Origin of the sequence: Butyricicoccus faecihominis (assembly GCF_024462775.1) — a bacterium.
In the GTDB taxonomy this organism is placed as follows: Bacteria; Bacillota; Clostridia; order Oscillospirales; family Butyricicoccaceae; genus Agathobaculum; species Agathobaculum faecihominis_A.
Genome location: NZ_JANGCE010000001.1, coordinates 49,095 through 63,983 on the forward strand (window position 1 = coordinate 49,095; position 14,889 = coordinate 63,983).

General features: G+C 56.3%; 16 protein-coding genes and 1 riboswitch. Of the genes, 9 read left to right on the forward strand and 7 right to left on the reverse strand.

The window, feature by feature from the left end:
* Positions 1-104: 104 nt before the first annotated feature.
* A complete protein-coding gene (locus NE562_RS00240; RefSeq protein ID WP_280960375.1) occupies positions 105-1,508 on the reverse strand; it encodes an NAD(P)/FAD-dependent oxidoreductase in 1,404 nt (467 codons plus the stop codon).
* A 178-nt stretch (positions 1,509-1,686) separates the two neighbouring features.
* On the opposite strand from NE562_RS00240, the gene NE562_RS00245 reads away from it, so the two are divergent.
* The 5 genes from NE562_RS00245 (at position 1,687) to NE562_RS00265 (ending at position 4,353) form a co-directional block, all read left to right on the forward strand.
* Positions 1,687-2,616 carry a sugar phosphate isomerase/epimerase family protein gene (locus NE562_RS00245; protein ID WP_280960376.1) on the forward strand — a complete coding sequence of 310 codons (930 nt, stop codon included), beginning with the start codon at positions 1,687-1,689 and terminating at the stop codon, positions 2,614-2,616.
* Positions 2,617-2,766: 150 nt separating this feature from the next.
* The gene (locus tag NE562_RS00250; protein WP_280960377.1) at positions 2,767-3,033 is read left to right on the forward strand and encodes a type II toxin-antitoxin system RelB/DinJ family antitoxin; all 267 of its coding nucleotides are present in this window, start codon (positions 2,767-2,769) and stop codon (positions 3,031-3,033) included.
* Positions 3,030-3,407, forward strand: a complete 378-nt coding sequence (locus tag NE562_RS00255; protein WP_280960378.1) for a type II toxin-antitoxin system death-on-curing family toxin — start codon at positions 3,030-3,032, stop codon at positions 3,405-3,407. Before NE562_RS00250 ends, NE562_RS00255 begins: the two co-directional genes overlap by 4 nt.
* Before the next feature lie 337 nt (positions 3,408-3,744).
* Positions 3,745-3,939 (forward strand): hypothetical protein, encoded by a 195-nt coding sequence (locus tag NE562_RS00260; protein WP_280960379.1) that lies wholly within the window; start codon positions 3,745-3,747, stop codon positions 3,937-3,939.
* Between the two features lie 24 nt (positions 3,940-3,963).
* Positions 3,964-4,353, forward strand: a complete 390-nt coding sequence (locus tag NE562_RS00265; protein ID WP_280960380.1) for a hypothetical protein — start codon at positions 3,964-3,966, stop codon at positions 4,351-4,353.
* Positions 4,354-4,419: 66 nt separating this feature from the next.
* Here NE562_RS00265 and ribE read toward each other — a convergent pair whose 3' ends face one another.
* The 4 genes from ribE to ribD are packed head-to-tail and all read right to left on the reverse strand — an operon-like array spanning position 4,420 to position 7,826.
* Complete coding sequence (gene ribE / locus NE562_RS00270) at positions 4,420-4,881, reverse strand: 6,7-dimethyl-8-ribityllumazine synthase (RefSeq protein WP_280960381.1); 462 nt, start codon at positions 4,879-4,881, stop codon at positions 4,420-4,422.
* A 15-nt stretch (positions 4,882-4,896) separates the two neighbouring features.
* Positions 4,897-6,096, reverse strand: coding sequence for a bifunctional 3,4-dihydroxy-2-butanone-4-phosphate synthase/GTP cyclohydrolase II (locus NE562_RS00275; RefSeq protein WP_419195978.1), 1,200 nt, complete (start codon positions 6,094-6,096; stop codon positions 4,897-4,899).
* A gap of 12 nt (positions 6,097-6,108) precedes the next feature.
* Entirely contained in the window at positions 6,109-6,747 is a 639-nt protein-coding gene (locus NE562_RS00280; RefSeq protein WP_280960383.1) for a riboflavin synthase, read from the reverse strand.
* Positions 6,729-7,826: a bifunctional diaminohydroxyphosphoribosylaminopyrimidine deaminase/5-amino-6-(5-phosphoribosylamino)uracil reductase RibD gene (gene ribD / locus NE562_RS00285; protein ID WP_280960384.1), complete on the reverse strand. Its 1,098-nt coding sequence runs from the start codon at positions 7,824-7,826 to the stop codon at positions 6,729-6,731. Before ribD ends, NE562_RS00280 begins: the two co-directional genes overlap by 19 nt.
* Positions 7,827-7,972: 146 nt before the next feature.
* A riboswitch (FMN riboswitch) is annotated at positions 7,973-8,097 on the reverse strand.
* A gap of 209 nt (positions 8,098-8,306) precedes the next feature.
* On the opposite strand from ribD, the gene lepA reads away from it, so the two are divergent.
* The 4 genes from lepA (at position 8,307) to NE562_RS00305 (ending at position 13,025) form a co-directional block, all read left to right on the forward strand.
* Entirely contained in the window at positions 8,307-10,115 is a 1,809-nt protein-coding gene (gene lepA / locus NE562_RS00290; protein WP_280960385.1) for a translation elongation factor 4, read from the forward strand.
* Positions 10,115-11,257 (forward strand): radical SAM family heme chaperone HemW, encoded by a 1,143-nt coding sequence (gene hemW, locus NE562_RS00295; protein WP_280960386.1) that lies wholly within the window; start codon positions 10,115-10,117, stop codon positions 11,255-11,257. The genes lepA and hemW overlap by 1 nt, the downstream gene beginning before the upstream one ends.
* 120 nt (positions 11,258-11,377) lie before the next feature.
* A complete protein-coding gene (locus tag NE562_RS00300) occupies positions 11,378-11,647 on the forward strand; it encodes an ACT domain-containing protein (protein WP_280960387.1) in 270 nt (89 codons plus the stop codon).
* Positions 11,648-11,660: 13 nt separating this feature from the next.
* Positions 11,661-13,025, forward strand: a complete 1,365-nt coding sequence (locus NE562_RS00305; protein ID WP_280960388.1) for a PFL family protein — start codon at positions 11,661-11,663, stop codon at positions 13,023-13,025.
* A 427-nt stretch (positions 13,026-13,452) separates the two neighbouring features.
* Here the strand turns inward: NE562_RS00305 and NE562_RS00310 are convergent, their stop codons facing one another.
* A complete protein-coding gene (locus tag NE562_RS00310) occupies positions 13,453-13,701 on the reverse strand; it encodes a hypothetical protein (protein WP_280960389.1) in 249 nt (82 codons plus the stop codon).
* Between the two features lie 822 nt (positions 13,702-14,523).
* The gene (locus NE562_RS00315) at positions 14,524-14,859 is read right to left on the reverse strand and encodes an arsenate reductase family protein (protein WP_280960390.1); all 336 of its coding nucleotides are present in this window, start codon (positions 14,857-14,859) and stop codon (positions 14,524-14,526) included.
* Positions 14,860-14,889: the final 30 nt, after the last annotated feature.

A 14,889-nucleotide genomic window follows, 5' to 3' on the forward strand; every position in this document is an offset into this window, starting at 1 on the left:
ATTTACCACCGTCGCCCTGCAAAGTCAAGTCTCGTTTATGAATATTTTGTTAAATGAAAATGCGTCTTTGCCGCAAAACGGCAAAGACGCTGCTTTTCAAGGAATTAATTTGATTCCTCCGCCGCAAGACGGCGGCCCATCAGCACGCCCATGGCGGAAGCCATCATCAGGCCGCGCGTCCAGCCGGAGGAATCGCCAAGGCAGAAAAGGCCGGTAAGGCTGGTCGTAAACGTTTGGTCCATCTTCACGCGGTTGGAGTAAAATTTCAGTTCCGGAGAATACAGCAGGGTTTCAATAGAAGCGAAGCCGGGCACCACTTGATCGACCGCCTGCATAAAGCCCAGAATATTGACCATCGCGCGATAGGGCATGGCGGCGGTGATATCGCCCGCGACCGCGTCCGGCAGGGTGGGCGTTAGGTTGGAGCGGGAAAGCTCCTGCTGCCAAGTGCGCTTGCCGTCCAGAATATCGCCGTAGCGCTGCACGAGGATGTGGCCGCTGCCCAGCATATTGGTCAGCTCGCCCACCTTTTGGGCGTACGCGATCGGTTGGTTGAACGGCTCGGAAAAGTTGTGCGAGCACAAAATAGCAAGGTTGGTGTTGTTGCTTTTTAGTTCCTTATAAGAATGCCCGTTTACGACCGCGAGATCGTTATCGTAATTTTCCTGCGAAACAAAGCCGCCCGGATTCTGGCAGAAGGTGCGCACCTTGTTCTTAAACGGATGCGGATAGCCGATCAGCTTGGATTCGTAAAGAATATTGTTCACGCGCTCCATCACTTCGCTGCGCACCTCTACCCGCACGCCGATATCGACCGTGCCGGGCTGGTGGGCGATGTGGTGCTCCTCACAGATGCGCTCCAGCCAATCCGCGCCGCGCCGCCCGGTCGCGATGATGGTGTTTTTGGCGCGCAGCTCCCGCGTTTCACCGCTTCGCGCGAGCGATACGCCAAGGCAGGTCTCGCCATCCAGAATAAGGTCGCGGCATTCCCAGCCGAATAGAAGCTCCACGCCGTTGTCCAGCAGGTGTTTTTGAATCGCGCCGTAGATCTGCTGCGCCTTTTCCGTGCCAAGGTGGCGGATGGGGCAGTCCACCAGCTTTAGACCCGCTTGAATCGCGCGCTTGCGTATCTCCTTTACCTCTTCGGTGTTTTGCGCGCCCTCCACGTGCTGATCGGCGCCAAAGGAAAGATAGATCCCGTCGGTATAATCGATCGTCTGCTGCGCGAGCGTCGGGCCGATCAGCGTGGGCAGATCGCCACCGACCTCGTGGGAAAGCGAAAGCTTGCCATCCGAAAAAGCGCCCGCGCCGGAAAAGCCGGTGGTAATATGGCAATAGGGGCGGCAGTTCATGCATTTGCCGGTCTTTGCCTTGGGGCAGTGCCGCTTTTCGACCGGCTGACCCTTTTCTACCATTAGAATGCGCTGCGTGGTACCTTGATTCAACATTTCAAGCGCGGTAAAAATACCCGCCGGGCCCGCGCCCACGATAATAACGTCCGCGTCCATCCGTTTTTCTCCCTTCTTTCTATCAAAGCAACATGACTGTATCATAAAGCGCCGGGCTTTGCAAGGGAAAACGGGAAATCAGGGCGCGCCGCCAAACACCGGCCGAAACGCTTGCGGACCGGTTATATAGTATGTTAAAATGAGCACAAGAAAAGAAAAAAGGAGCGGAACCGGAATCATGAAACTTGCAGTAAAAACATGTACCCTCGATATGCCCTTTGATAAAATGCTCGATTTTTGCGTGGAGCAGCGCGTCGCTTCGTTGGAGATCGCCACCGGCAACTGGTCGGCCGCGCCCCATTGCGACCTTGACCTGCTCGTACATGACGCGACCGCGCGCCAGAAATGGTACGATGCGATCCGCGCCAAGGGCCTTACGCTGTGCGCGCTTAATTGCTCGGGCAATCCGCTTGCGTATGAGCATGAAATGGACGTAACGAAAAAGACCTTTGAACTGGCGCGTCAGCTCGGTGTAAAGAAAATCGTTATGATGAGCGGCCTGCCCGCCGGGTGCAAGGGCGACAAAACGCCGGTTTGGATTACCACCTCTTGGCCGCCTGAAACGCAGGATGTTTTGGACTATCAGTGGAACGAGGTCGCCATCCCGGTGTGGAAGGATATCGTTCAAATGGCAGAGGATTGCGGCGTTACGCGTATCGCGCTGGAAAACCACGGCGCGCAGCTCGTTTATAACCCGGAAACCTGCCTGCGTTTGCGCGACGCGGTCGGCCCAATGGTCGGCATGAACCTCGACCCCAGCCATTTGTTCTGGATGGGCGGCGACCCGATCGAGGCCGCGCGCGTGCTGGGCGAGCATCAGGCGCTGTACCATATTCACGGAAAGGATTCGCGTCCGGAACGCCGCTACTGGCAGCCCAACGGCTTGCTGGACACCAAGCCGATCGACGCTTTCGCCGGGCGCGCGTGGAACTTCGTCGCGGTCGGCGCGGGACACGACGCCAAGTGGTGGAAGGAATTTTTCTCGGTCGCGCGCATGTCGGGGTACGATGAAGAGGTAGCGCTTGAGATGGAGGATTTGACCCTTTCCATGCTGGACGGCCACCTCGCCAGCCTGCGCACGCTGCGCGAGGCGCTGGTGATCGATTGATCAGCGGAGCTCGGTGGTTCGCTGACGCTCATATATTTGATGCGTAATAGTGTGAGATTATATTTATGTCAACGAAATGCACGTAATATTATGTGCATTTCGTTGACATTTTTAATGGAGCGGATTATACTAAGCACAGGAGATGATAATATGGCTAACACAAATATGACGATACGAATTGACGCGGATGTAAAAAAACAGCTGGATTTGCTTTGTTCGGAGATCGGGTTGTCCGCTTCCGCCGCAATTAATATTTTTGTCAAAAAAATGGTTCGTGAGCGGAAATTTCCCTTCGAGGTCGGCTGCACATTGGAGGCAGGTGATCAGATCGAATACCCTGCAAAGGCAGAGGTGCTCGATGCATCGAGTAAGCTGATTGATGCTTATCGAAAAGATTTTGAGGTACTTGCAAAATGAATTGGCTGTCCAAAGAATTAATTCTTGATATGCACGATCAACTGCTTGCGGAGACTGGCGGCAGCACGGGAGTGCGAGATGAATCTCTGCTGGAGTCTGCGCTTAATGCCCCGCTTCAAGTGTTTGATGGTATGGAGCTGTTTCCAAGTGTTGTTGAAAAGGCGGTTCGCCTGTCCTTCGGACTATCCGCAAACCATGCTTTTGTGGATGGAAACAAACGAATTAGCGCTTTGGCTCTTTTAATTGTACTACAGATTAACAAAATGCCATTGCGCCAGCTTCAAAAAGGCGAATTGAGTGAGATATTTTTAAAAGTCGCTGACGGATCGGCTGATTATGAAGAGTTACTTCGGTGGACAAAAGAACGGATTTAGGTGGGTTTATAACGCTCACAATTCAATAATGAAATAATGCGCGGCGGTAGCCGCGAACGGCGGCGTGGGGTCACGCCGCCCTACTTTTAAGCGGCGCTGTAGGGCGGGGTGACCTCACCACGCCGCTCGTAGGGAGATAGCAGGCTGCAAGGATGCAAAATATGTACGGAAACGAACCAATTTTGCCTAAGGGCTTGACAAACTGAAAATGTCGGTTAACTCAATTGAGGTAACCTGGTAATACAAAAAGTGATATCATATAGCTATCACGTAGACTGCATAAAAATACTTGATTTTGTTGTACCATAAAAATATACCCGCAAAGGAGGATGGTTTTATGGCTACCAACAAACGAGTTTTCACCTTACGCCTTGCCGAAGACGTTTATAATAAAATTGGTGTCCTTGCGACCAACAAACATCGTTCCATGACAAACTATATTGAATTTGTCTTAATCAATCATTTAAATGAGGTCGAGCAAGCGTACGGAGCCATTGAACCTCATGAAGCGAACGAGCTGATATGGAAATAGCATGATGCTAATGGAGGACATACCATGAAAGACTTGACCGAGGCGTGGGAAGATGTTTACACCTATATTCAATATGGGGAACGCCTGTTTCACGAATATCCCACGGCGCACCTTGCACTGGGAAATTATTTATGGCAAGCGGTGGAAAGCAGTTTATCCAAGGACAAGCGAGCCGGCGTGCATTTCAGTAATTATATCAGAGAAGCGCTGCTGGCGGTTTTAGAGGTAGAGGACATCAAAAAAATACCCATAACGGATAGGACCGTGACAGGCTTGGGTTCTATGTATTTCGTCCTGTTCCAAAGCCTTCGGGGGGTGGAGCAACAAAAGATACCGCCCGTGCCGAGGGAGATTGAGACCCCGGAGATCATTCAAACGGTTATCACGAGATACCGCATGGCAAAGAAAAGCTGATAAGCATAGCAAAACGCGCGCGCAGGCGGTCATTGCCTGTGCGCGCGTTTTTTGATGCGATAAGATTTAGATCTGCCGCGCCAGATCGACCATTTCAATCGCGGAGAGGGCGGCGTCCGCGCCCTTGTTGCCCGCCTTGGTCCCGGCGCGCTCGATGGCTTGTTCGATGCTGTCCGTCGTTAAAACGCCGAACAGCGTGGGCACGCCGGTTTCCAAACCGACCGAGGCAACGCCCTTGGATACCTCGGCGCAGACGAAATCATAGTGCGAGGTGGAGCCGCGAATGACCGCGCCCAGACAGATGACCGCCGCGTAGCGGCCGGTTTCCGCCAGCTTTTTCGCGATCAGCGGTATCTCGAACGCGCCCGGCACGCGGGCAAGCTCAATATCCTCATCCGCGACGCCGTGGCGCTTTAACGTATCCTCCGCGCCCTCCACAAGGCGGGACACGATAAAGTCATTAAACCGCGCGGCGACAATGGCGAATTTACCGGCGGGCGCGGTCAGTTTTCCTTCGATCAGCTTCATTTTCTGTTCCTCCGTTTATTTGTATTCGGTCATGTGATCCATCTTGCTTTGCTTGGTCTTGAGGTAGAACGCGTCGTGCGGGTTGGCGGCGATCTGGATCGGCACGCGCTCGACGATTTCAATTCCATGGCCGCCCAAACCGACCACCTTGGTGGGGTTGTTGGTCAGCAGCCGCAGGCGGCGCACGCCCAGATCGCTGAGTATCTGCGCGCCCAGTCCGTAATCCCGCAGATCGGGCGGGAAGCCCAGCGCCACATTGGCCTCCACGGTGTCCATGCCCTTATCCTGCAATTCGTAAGCCTTTAGCTTGTTGATCAGGCCGATGCCGCGCCCTTCCTGCCGCATGTATACCATAACGCCGCGCCCGTCCTTGGCGATCATGCGCATGGCCGCGTCGTACTGCTCGCCGCAGTCGCAGCGGGCCGAGCCAAGCGCGTCGCCGGTCAGGCATTCGGAGTGCACGCGGCCCAAAACGGGCGCGCCGTCCGTTACATCGCCCATGGTCATGGCGACGTGGTGCTCGCCGTTCAGCTTATTGACATAGCCGTAAATACGGAAATGACCGTACCGCGTGGGGAAATCCGCGCACGCCACCCGCTCGATCAGCGTTTCCGTGCGGCGGCGGTAGGCGATTAGGTCGGCAAGGGAGATCATGGTCAGGCCGTGCGTTTTGGCAAACGCGGTCAGCTCGGTCGTGCGCATCATCGTGCCGTCGTCCCGCATGATTTCGCAGCAAAGGCCGCAGGCGGGCAGCCCTGCCAGCGCGCATAGGTCGGTCGTTGCCTCGGTATGCCCGGCGCGCTTGAGCACGCCGCCCTCTACCGCGCGCAGAGGGAACATGTGGCCCGGGCGGCGAAAATCAGCGGGGGATACGTCCGGCGAGACGCACATGCGGGCGGTCAGGCCGCGTTCCTCGGCGGAAATGCCGGTTGTCGTTTCGCGGTAGTCGATGGATACGGTGAAGGCGGTCTCATGGTTATCGGTGTTCTGCTCGACCATGGGCGGCAGGCCGAGCCGGTCGGCCAGCTCGCCGGACATCGGCATACAGATCAGGCCCTTGGCGAAGGTCGCCATAAAATTGACGTTTTCCGTTGTCGCTGCATCCGCCGAGCAGATCAGGTCGCCCTCGTTTTCGCGTTCCGGATCGTCAATGACAAGAATGAGCTTGCCCTCCCGAAGGTCTTGGAGCGCCTGTTCAATGGTGTTTTGCATCAGATGGTTCCTCCTTTAAAAGAATCCGTTTTGGGCCAGAAAGGCCGGTGTAATCCCTTGCCGCTGTTCCGTAGCCAGCAGCTTTTCTACATATTTGCCGATCACGTCGCATTCCAGATTGACCGCGTCGCCCGGACGGCGGGTGAGCAGCGTGGTTTCCGCGCCCGTGTGCGGAATGACGGATACTGAAAAATCGCTTTCAGATACCGCGGCGATCGTAAGGCTGACGCCGTCGATCGCGATCGATCCCTTTTCCACCATATAGCGCGTCAGGGAAGGGGCGGCGCGAACCTTTACCCATACGGCGTTGTCCTCGCGACGCAGCTCGATAACGGCGCCCGTGCCGTCGATATGGCCGGAAACGATGTGCCCGCCGAAGCGTCCGTTCGCCGGCATCGCGCGTTCCAAATTGACGCATGCGCCTGACGAAAGCGCACCGAGATTCGACCGGCGCAGCGTTTCCGCCATCACATCGGCGGCAAAGCTGTTTGCCGTTAGGTCGGTGGCGGTCAGGCACACGCCGTTTACCGCAATACTGTCGCCGGGTTTCGTGCCTTCCAACACGGTGCGCGCGGAAACATATAGACGCGCGCCCTTCGCGCCGTGCTCGACCCGGGCAATGCGCCCCATTTCCTCTACGATACCGGTGAACATGCCAATTCTCCTTCCAGCAAAAAGTTCTCGCCCAATGGGGAGACGGTCATATGCCGCAGCGGCAGCGCGTCCGCCATTTTGGCAAAGCCCTGCCCGCCGACCGGGCTTTTAGCCCCCGCGCCGCCGATCAGCTTGGGCGCTATGTAGGCCTGCACCTTGTGGACAATACCGGCTTCCAGCGCGGCAAAATGCAGGGCCGCGCCGCCCTCCAGCAGCACGCTGTCGATTCCGCGCGCGCCAAGACGGCGCATCAAGTCGGCCAGATCGATGCGGCCGTTCACGGTGTTGCACAAAAGGATCTCCGCGCCCGCCCGCTCAAGCGCTTCCGCGCGCGCGTTCCGTTCGGCCGCCGCGATCAGCAGCGGCGAAACGCGCGCCGAGCGCACAAGCCGGCAGTCTGGCGGGATGCGCAGGCGGCTGTCGCAGACGATGCGCACCGGGTCGCGCCCGCCCTCCATCCGGCAGGTGAGCAGGGGATCGTCCTGCAAGACCGTGCCAAGGCCGACCATGATAGCGGAAAGCCGGTTTCGCGTTCGGTGCACGTGCGCCCGCGCCGTTTCGCCGGTCACCCATTTGCTGTCGCCCGTGTGGGCGGCAAGCTTGCCGTCCAGCGTCATGGCGTATTTCAGGGTCACAAAGGGCGTTTGGTTTTGGATAAAGTGAAAGAACACTTCGTTAAGCTTTTTACAGTCGGCTTCCAGTACGCCGGTAGCTACTGCGACCCCGGCGGTGCGAAGCGTTTGCACGCCGTTTCCCGCGACGAGCGGGTTCGCGTCCAGACAGCCGACGACGACGCGGGCAAGGCGTTTTTCCATAATCGCGTCCGTGCAGGGCGGCGTACGGCCCCAGTGGCAGCAAGGCTCCAACGTGACGTAGAGCGTGCCGCCCTGTGGGCTTTCCGCGCAGGCGGCCAGCGCGGCGCGTTCGGCGTGCGGGCCGCCGCATTTTTCATGCCAGCCTTCGCCGATGACGCGGCCTTCCTTCACGATCACGCAGCCAACCATGGGGTTTGGGCTGACGCGGCCTTCGCCGCGCCTTGCCAGCATGAGCGCGCGGCGCATATAATCCTCATCGGTCAAAATGCATCCCTCCTAAAAATAAAAAGCGCCCCGAAAAATACCTTCGGGGCGCAAAAATGCCGTAAACAAAAAAACTGAAATGCGGATAAAACCACATTCCAGAACAGCAAACAAACGGAAAAGGGTACAACGATACCACCATCCGCATCATTCTTCTTTCATCCAGACTATACTGTCGGCCTCGGAGTTTCACCGAATCTGCTTGGTGCCAAAGCACCCGCTCGCGGGCTATACCGCCGGTAGGGAATTTCACCCTGCCCTGAAGAACATTATTCAGTTACCTTGTGAAACCATAAGTTTTCTTGTTTCACTGGGGTAAAGTATACACCGCGCACTGTGAAAATGCAAGCGTTTTTCGCAAGGTTTTTTTGTGCTTTTTTCATCGCCCGGCGTGTCAAAGAATCGCTTGTGGGATAGGGGCAAACGTGTTATAATATTTCCATATTGCAATTTTCGATTTCGGATAAGGAGCCATACGGTGTGAAAAATCGCGAACGGATACGGAATTTCTCCATCATTGCCCATATCGACCACGGCAAATCGACGCTGGCCGACCGCCTGCTGGAAAAGTGCAAGGCGGTTTCGCAGCGCGAAATGGAGGAACAGCTGCTCGATAATATGGATTTGGAGCGCGAGCGCGGCATTACGATCAAAGCGCGCGCCGTGCGCATGGAATATGAAGCGGACAACGGCGAAACCTATGAGATGAACCTGATCGACACGCCCGGCCACGTGGACTTTAACTACGAGGTCTCGCGCTCGCTCGCCGCGTGCGAGGGCGCGCTTCTGGTGGTGGACGCCGCGCAGGGCATCGAAGCGCAGACGCTGGGCAACACCTACCTTGCGCTCGACCATAATTTGGAGGTCGTGCCCATTGTCAACAAGATCGACCTGCCCGCGGCCGACCCCGCGCGCGTCAAGACCGAGATCGAGGACATCATCGGCATACCCGCCGAGGACGCGCCCGAAATTTCGGCTAAAATGGATATCAACATCCGCTCGGTGCTGGAACGCATCGTGACCGAAATTCCCGCGCCCGAAGGGGACGCGGACGCGCCTTTGCGCGCGCTGATCTTTGATAGCCAGTACGATCCCTATAAGGGCGTTATCGTCTACATGCGGCTGATGGACGGGCGGCTCACGCCCGGCATGAAGGTACGCATGATGGCGACGGGCGCGGTGTTTCAGGTGCTGGAATGCGGCTACATGCAGCCGCTCGGCCTTTCCGCGCAGCAGGAACTGACGGCGGGCGAGGTAGGTTACTTTACCGCTTCGATCAAAACCGTATCGGATACCCGCGTGGGCGATACCGTGACCGAGGCCGAACGCCCGGCTTCGGAACCGCTGCCCGGCTACCGTCCGGCGCGCCCCATGGTCTTTTGCGGCATTTATACGGAGGACGGCTCCAAATACCCCGACCTGCGCGACGCGCTGGAAAAACTGCAGCTGAACGACGCGGCGCTCTCGTTTGAACCGGAAAGCTCGGTCGCGCTGGGCTTCGGCTTCCGCTGCGGCTTTCTCGGCATGCTGCACATGGAGATCATTCAGGAGCGTCTGGAACGCGAGTTCGATCTTGATCTGGTTACGACGCTGCCCAGCGTAATTTACGAGGTCGTTAAGACCGACGGCACGTCCATCATGTGCGATAACCCGCATGATTACCCCGATCCGGTGATTATCGAAGAGGCGCACGAGCCGTTTGTCAAAGCCACGATCATGACCCCGCAGGAGTATGTCGGCAACATCATGCCGATGTGTCAGGACCGGCGCGGCGTATTCAAGGATATGAAGTATCTGGACGCGAACCTTGTTGAACTGCACTACGAAATGCCGACCGGCGAGATCATTTATGATTTCTTCGACGCGCTCAAGGCCCGCACCAAGGGCTACGCTTCGCTGGATTATGAGTTTTTGGATTACCGCAAAAGCGATCTTGTCAAGGTCGATTTGCTGCTGAACGGCGATCAGGTGGACGCGCTGTCCTTTATCGCGCACCGGGAAAAGGCCTACGGCCGCGCCCGCCGCATCTGCGAAAAGCTAAAGGATAACATTCCGCGCCAACTGTTCGAGGTGCCGATCCAAGCCGCGATCGGCGGCAAGGTAATCGCGCGCGAAACGGTAAAGGCCATGCGCAAGGACGTGCTGGCTAAGTGCTACGGCGGCGATATCACGCGAAAGAAAAAGCTGCTGGAAAAGCAAAAGGAAGGCAAAAAGAAGATGCGCACGCTTGGCACGGTACAGTTGCCGACCGAGGCTTTTATGGCGGTGCTCAAGCTGGATGAGGAATAATGGGAAAATTCAGTTATAAAAATAAACCGTTGGGGCTGTATCTGCACATCCCTTTCTGCGTTTCCAAATGCGGTTATTGCGATTTTTATTCCGTGACCGATGAAAGCCTGATGAAGGGTTACGTGTCGGCGCTGCTCAGCCATATCCGCGAGTACGGCAGGGTATGCGGCGGCTACACGGTGGATACCGTCTATCTGGGCGGCGGAACGCCGTCCTGTTTAGGGCCTAAGTATTTGACCCGTATTTTGCAGGAAGTCAAAAACAAGTTCGTGGTCGATGAAGACGCTGAAATCACCGTAGAGTGCAACCCGGAAAGCACGGATAAAAAACTGCTGGACGCGTTGCGCAAGGCGGGGGTGAACCGTCTGTCCTTTGGCGTGCAGTCGGCGGACGACGAAGAGCTAAAGCGCATCGGCCGTATCCACACGTTTGAACAGGCGAAGGCTGCCGTCGATCTGGCGCGTGAGCGCGGGTTTGAAAACATCAGTCTGGATCTGATGTACGGCCTGCCCGGACAGACGCGGCAGGGAGTGCTGCACTCGGCGACCGAGTGCTTGGCGCTCGGCCCGCGCCATCTGTCTTGCTATGGCCTAAAGCTGGAACCCGCGACGAAAATGGGGCGCGAAGCCCCTGTTTTGCCGGAGGATGACGAACAGGCCGATACATACCTTGCGCTGTGCGACCTGCTGGCAAGAAACTGGTTTGAACATTATGAAATATCGAATTTTGCAAAGCCCGGCTGCCGCTCGCGGCACAACCAAAAATACTGGGATCTTTCCGAATACCTCGGCCTTGGTCCGGGTGCGCATTCGTTTATGAATGGCCGCCGGTTTGAGTTCGCGCGGGATATCAAGGCATATATCGGCGGCGAGGACATCATCCGCGACGAGGACGAGATCGCCACCTTCCAGCGGCAGGGCGAATACCTGATGGTGCGTCTGCGCACGGCGGAGGGCGTTGATTTTCTCGATCTGGAAAAGCGCTACAACATCGATTCCACGCCCTACGAGGAAGCGTTCCGCGCCCTGATGGGGCAGGAGCTTGTCGCCCACAAGGGCACGCGCTGGCACCTTACCGAAAAGGGCTTTTTGGTATCCAACAGCATCATCAACTTCATTGTTTCAGCAGGCACAACGGAATAATTAGTAATTAGTAGTTAGGAATGAGTAATTTTTGAATACCGCTCCTAACGCTTAAGCCAAGTCGCTATAAATTACTAATTGCTAATTTCTCATTACTAATTAAAAAGGTGGTTTATTAAAATGCGCGCAGTTATTACAGTCGTCGGCAAGGATCGAACGGGCATTATCGCCAAGATTTCGGACACGCTGTACGCTCATCAGGTCAATATCGTTGATATTTCGCAGAACGTCATGGAGGATATGTTCGCCATGGTCATGCTGGTCAATATCGATCATTGCACGGTGGACTTCACCGCGCTGGTCGACCTGCTCGACAAGGACGGCGAAGAGCTCGGCATGAAGATTCACACCATGCACGAGGATATCTTCAACGCCATGCACACGATCTGAGGGCGGGAGAAACATGACGAATATCAATACACATGACGTTTTAGAAACGATCAAGATGATCGAGGAGGAACACCTCGATATCCGAACGATTACCATGGGCATCTCGCTGCGCGACCTCGCGTCGGACGATATAGGTGTCCTCAGCGATAAGGTGTACGACAAGATCACCCGCCGCGCGGAAAAGCTGGTATCCACCGGCGAGCAGATCGAGCGCGAGCTGGGCATTCCGATCATCAACAAGCGTATTTCGGTAACGCCGATCGCGATGATCGGCGCGGTGACGAACGCCACCAGCTACGTGCCGCTTGCCAAAGCGCTCGACCGCGCGGCGCATTCGACCGGCGTCAACTTCGTCGGCGGTTTTTCCGCCTTAGTGCAAAAGGGCTTTGCCAAGGGCGATGAAATACTGATCCACTCCATCCCCGAAGCGCTGGCCGAGACCGAGCTTGTCTGCTCGTCCGTCAACGTCGCTTCCACCAAGGCGGGCGTCAATCTCGATGCGATCGAGCTGATGGGCCGCATCATCAAGCAAACCGCGGAACTGACGCGGGATAATGAATCGATGGGCTGCTCCAAGCTGGTCGTTTTCGCCAACGCGGTGGATGATAACCCGTTTATGGCGGGCGCGTTCCACGGCATCGGTGAGCCGGAAACCGTGATCAATGTCGGCGTTTCCGGCCCGGGCGTCGTCCAGTCCGCGATTCGGCGGGTGGGGGACTGCTCTATTAATGAAGTGGCCGAGGTCATCAAAAAGACCGCGTTTAAAATCACCCGCATGGGCCAGTTGGTCGGCTCGCTCGCGTCCAGCCGCCTTGGCGTGCCGTTCGGTATTGTCGACCTGTCGCTCGCGCCCACCCCGGCGATCGGCGATTCGGTCGCCCGCATTCTGGAAGAGGTCGGCCTTGACGTGTGCGGATGCTGCGGCACGACCGCCATCCTCGCCATGCTGAACGATGCGGTTAAGAAGGGCGGCGTTATGGCGTCGTCGAGCGTTGGCGGCCTATCCGGTGCGTTCATACCGGTTTCCGAGGATGAGGGTATGATCGCCGCCGCGCAGGCGGGCGCGCTTTCTCTGGAAAAGCTGGAAGCCATGACGGCGGTCTGCTCGGTCGGCATCGATATGGTCGCCGTGCCCGGCGACACGACGGCGGAGGTGCTCTCCGGCCTGATCGCGGACGAGATCGCCATCGGCGTGGTCAATTCCAAAACCACCGCCGTGCGCGTCATTCCCGCCATCGGCAAAAAGGTGGGCGATATGGTGGAGTTCGGCGGTTTGCTCGGCTCCGCGCCGATCATGCCCATTTCGACGGGGTCCCCGGCGAAATTCATCCATCGCGGCGGCCGTATTCCGGCCCCGATCCAGAGCCTGAAAAACTAAAACAGCGAGGCCGCGTCACACTGACGCGGCCTTGCTTATTGCGTTTACTGGTGGTTCGCTGCGCGAACGATTAAATGCGCGGCGGTAGCCGCGAGCGGCCGAGTGAGTCACTCAGCCCTACATTTGGCGGTGCGCCGCCCGTATGCCCGCCGCCGTATTTTGCGGGGTTGGGAGAAAACCGGGGAACGGGGTGCCGGGGGATTCATTTGGATGGGTACCTCCGCTCGGCCGGGCCGAACTGTTTGGCGCGCCCACGTTTCTTGGCCTTCCCCCTACGAGGGGAAGGTGGCGCGCGCCATAGGCGCGTGACGAATGGGGGGCGTTACGTCCGTCGCTATCTATGGTGGTTCGCTGCGCGAACGATTAAATACGCGGCGGTAGTCGCAGGCGGCCGAGTGAGTCACGCGGCCCTACATTAGAGGCCGCGTCACGCTGACGCGGCCTCTTCTTCAAGCCTGTGAATGAAAATTTTGCCCACGGAATAAACATCGTCCGTATGCTGCTTTAAAAAAGCGTCCGCGCGGTGCAGGGAAGATCGCAGTACTTCGGTGTTCCATTCCTCCTTTGCGGGACAGCGCACAAAGCAGTCGATCACAAACAGGTCGATCAGCAGGTTTTCGACAGAGTATTTCAGTTCCTCGCGCAGCTCGGATAATGTGGATTGTTTGAATTCCATGATGACACCTCCTAATATAAGCAGAGAAAATTATTTGTTTTATTTTCTCTACTTATATTATATTGATATCTGTAATTCAAATCAATTATAGCTTTTAGCTATATAAATTGCGATAAAACATTAAAAAAACGAACAATGACGTCTTGTAAAAATAGGTGCAAGGTGCGCTGAAGACACCAATATCATTCAGATAAGGTCAAGCAATGCAAAACAGTATTGCAATCACAGAAAATGTAGGGCGCGACGCCCTCGGCGCGCCAAGAGCGAAGCACCGGGATAAGTGAGAGCATCAAACAGGCCGGTACGGCCGAGCGAGGGCACATGGTTTCTCAGGAAGTGTTACGTCCCTTCGAGCACGGCGCGCCGAGGGCGTCGCGCCCTACAAGGGAACGGGTCGCGTTGCTGTAAAGAGAGTATAACGACCCTCAAAGTAGGGCGTGAGAAGGTGAATTGGCCGCAGACCAAGAGAAGCGGGTCTGGACAATGACCTCATCACGCCGTACGCGGCCGCCGCCGCGTATTTCATTGCGAGCAAAGCGAGCCACAACAAAAGCGCCGGCAGCCGCCGGCGCTTCAGCTTGTCAAAGAACCTTTCGCGCCGCAGCGCGCATAAAATAGGATTTTGCCGTTTGCGGCAAAATCCATAAAAACCGGGAGCATGTATCTCGGTTTTTATACAAACCGGCTTCAAGTGTGCCTGTAAGGCGCGCGTAGAAGCCGGAATTCTCGATCGAAATGGGGCTTTGTTTCGATCGACAGACTGTCAAAAATTGTTTTTTGACAGTCTGAAGCGCCGGCTGTCGCCGGCGCTTTTCCTATCTCTCATTCCCACGATTCCCAAATCTCCGGCCGGAACCCGACCGTCGCCTGCCGTCCGTTGCGGACAATGGGCGTTTTGAGCAGCGTACCGTCCTCCAAAAGCTTTTCCCGTTTATCCGCTTCATACGCCAGATAGGCGAGCGAAGCATAGCCCTTGCTCTTTTCGTCGATCAGCGCGTCCAGCCCGCCGACCGCTTTTATAACGCTGTCCAGCTCGCCCGCGGACATACATTTTTGCGCCAGATCGATCATTTGAAATTTAATACCGCGCTCCTTGAACCAACGCTGCGCTTTTTTTGTGTCAAAGCATTTATTCTTGCCGAAAACCTGTATGTTCATAGCTTAACTCTCCTTTATACCCCTTTATTA

Coding starts and splice junctions, on each gene's coding strand:
- NE562_RS00245 (WP_280960376.1), top strand. CDS start 1,687: ATGAAACTTGCAGTAAAAACATGTACCCTCGATATGCCCTTTGATAAA.
- NE562_RS00280 (WP_280960383.1), bottom strand. CDS start 6,747: ATGTTCACCGGTATCGTAGAGGAAATGGGGCGCATTGCCCGGGTCGAG.
- NE562_RS00250 (WP_280960377.1), top strand. CDS start 2,767: ATGGCTAACACAAATATGACGATACGAATTGACGCGGATGTAAAAAAA.
- NE562_RS00260 (WP_280960379.1), top strand. CDS start 3,745: ATGGCTACCAACAAACGAGTTTTCACCTTACGCCTTGCCGAAGACGTT.
- NE562_RS00305 (WP_280960388.1), top strand. CDS start 11,661: ATGACGAATATCAATACACATGACGTTTTAGAAACGATCAAGATGATC.
- NE562_RS00310 (WP_280960389.1), bottom strand. CDS start 13,701: ATGGAATTCAAACAATCCACATTATCCGAGCTGCGCGAGGAACTGAAA.
- ribE (WP_280960381.1), bottom strand. CDS start 4,881: ATGAAGCTGATCGAAGGAAAACTGACCGCGCCCGCCGGTAAATTCGCC.
- NE562_RS00265 (WP_280960380.1), top strand. CDS start 3,964: ATGAAAGACTTGACCGAGGCGTGGGAAGATGTTTACACCTATATTCAA.
- NE562_RS00255 (WP_280960378.1), top strand. CDS start 3,030: ATGAATTGGCTGTCCAAAGAATTAATTCTTGATATGCACGATCAACTG.
- NE562_RS00300 (WP_280960387.1), top strand. CDS start 11,378: ATGCGCGCAGTTATTACAGTCGTCGGCAAGGATCGAACGGGCATTATC.
- NE562_RS00315 (WP_280960390.1), bottom strand. CDS start 14,859: ATGAACATACAGGTTTTCGGCAAGAATAAATGCTTTGACACAAAAAAA.
- hemW (WP_280960386.1), top strand. CDS start 10,115: ATGGGAAAATTCAGTTATAAAAATAAACCGTTGGGGCTGTATCTGCAC.
- NE562_RS00240 (WP_280960375.1), bottom strand. CDS start 1,508: ATGGACGCGGACGTTATTATCGTGGGCGCGGGCCCGGCGGGTATTTTT.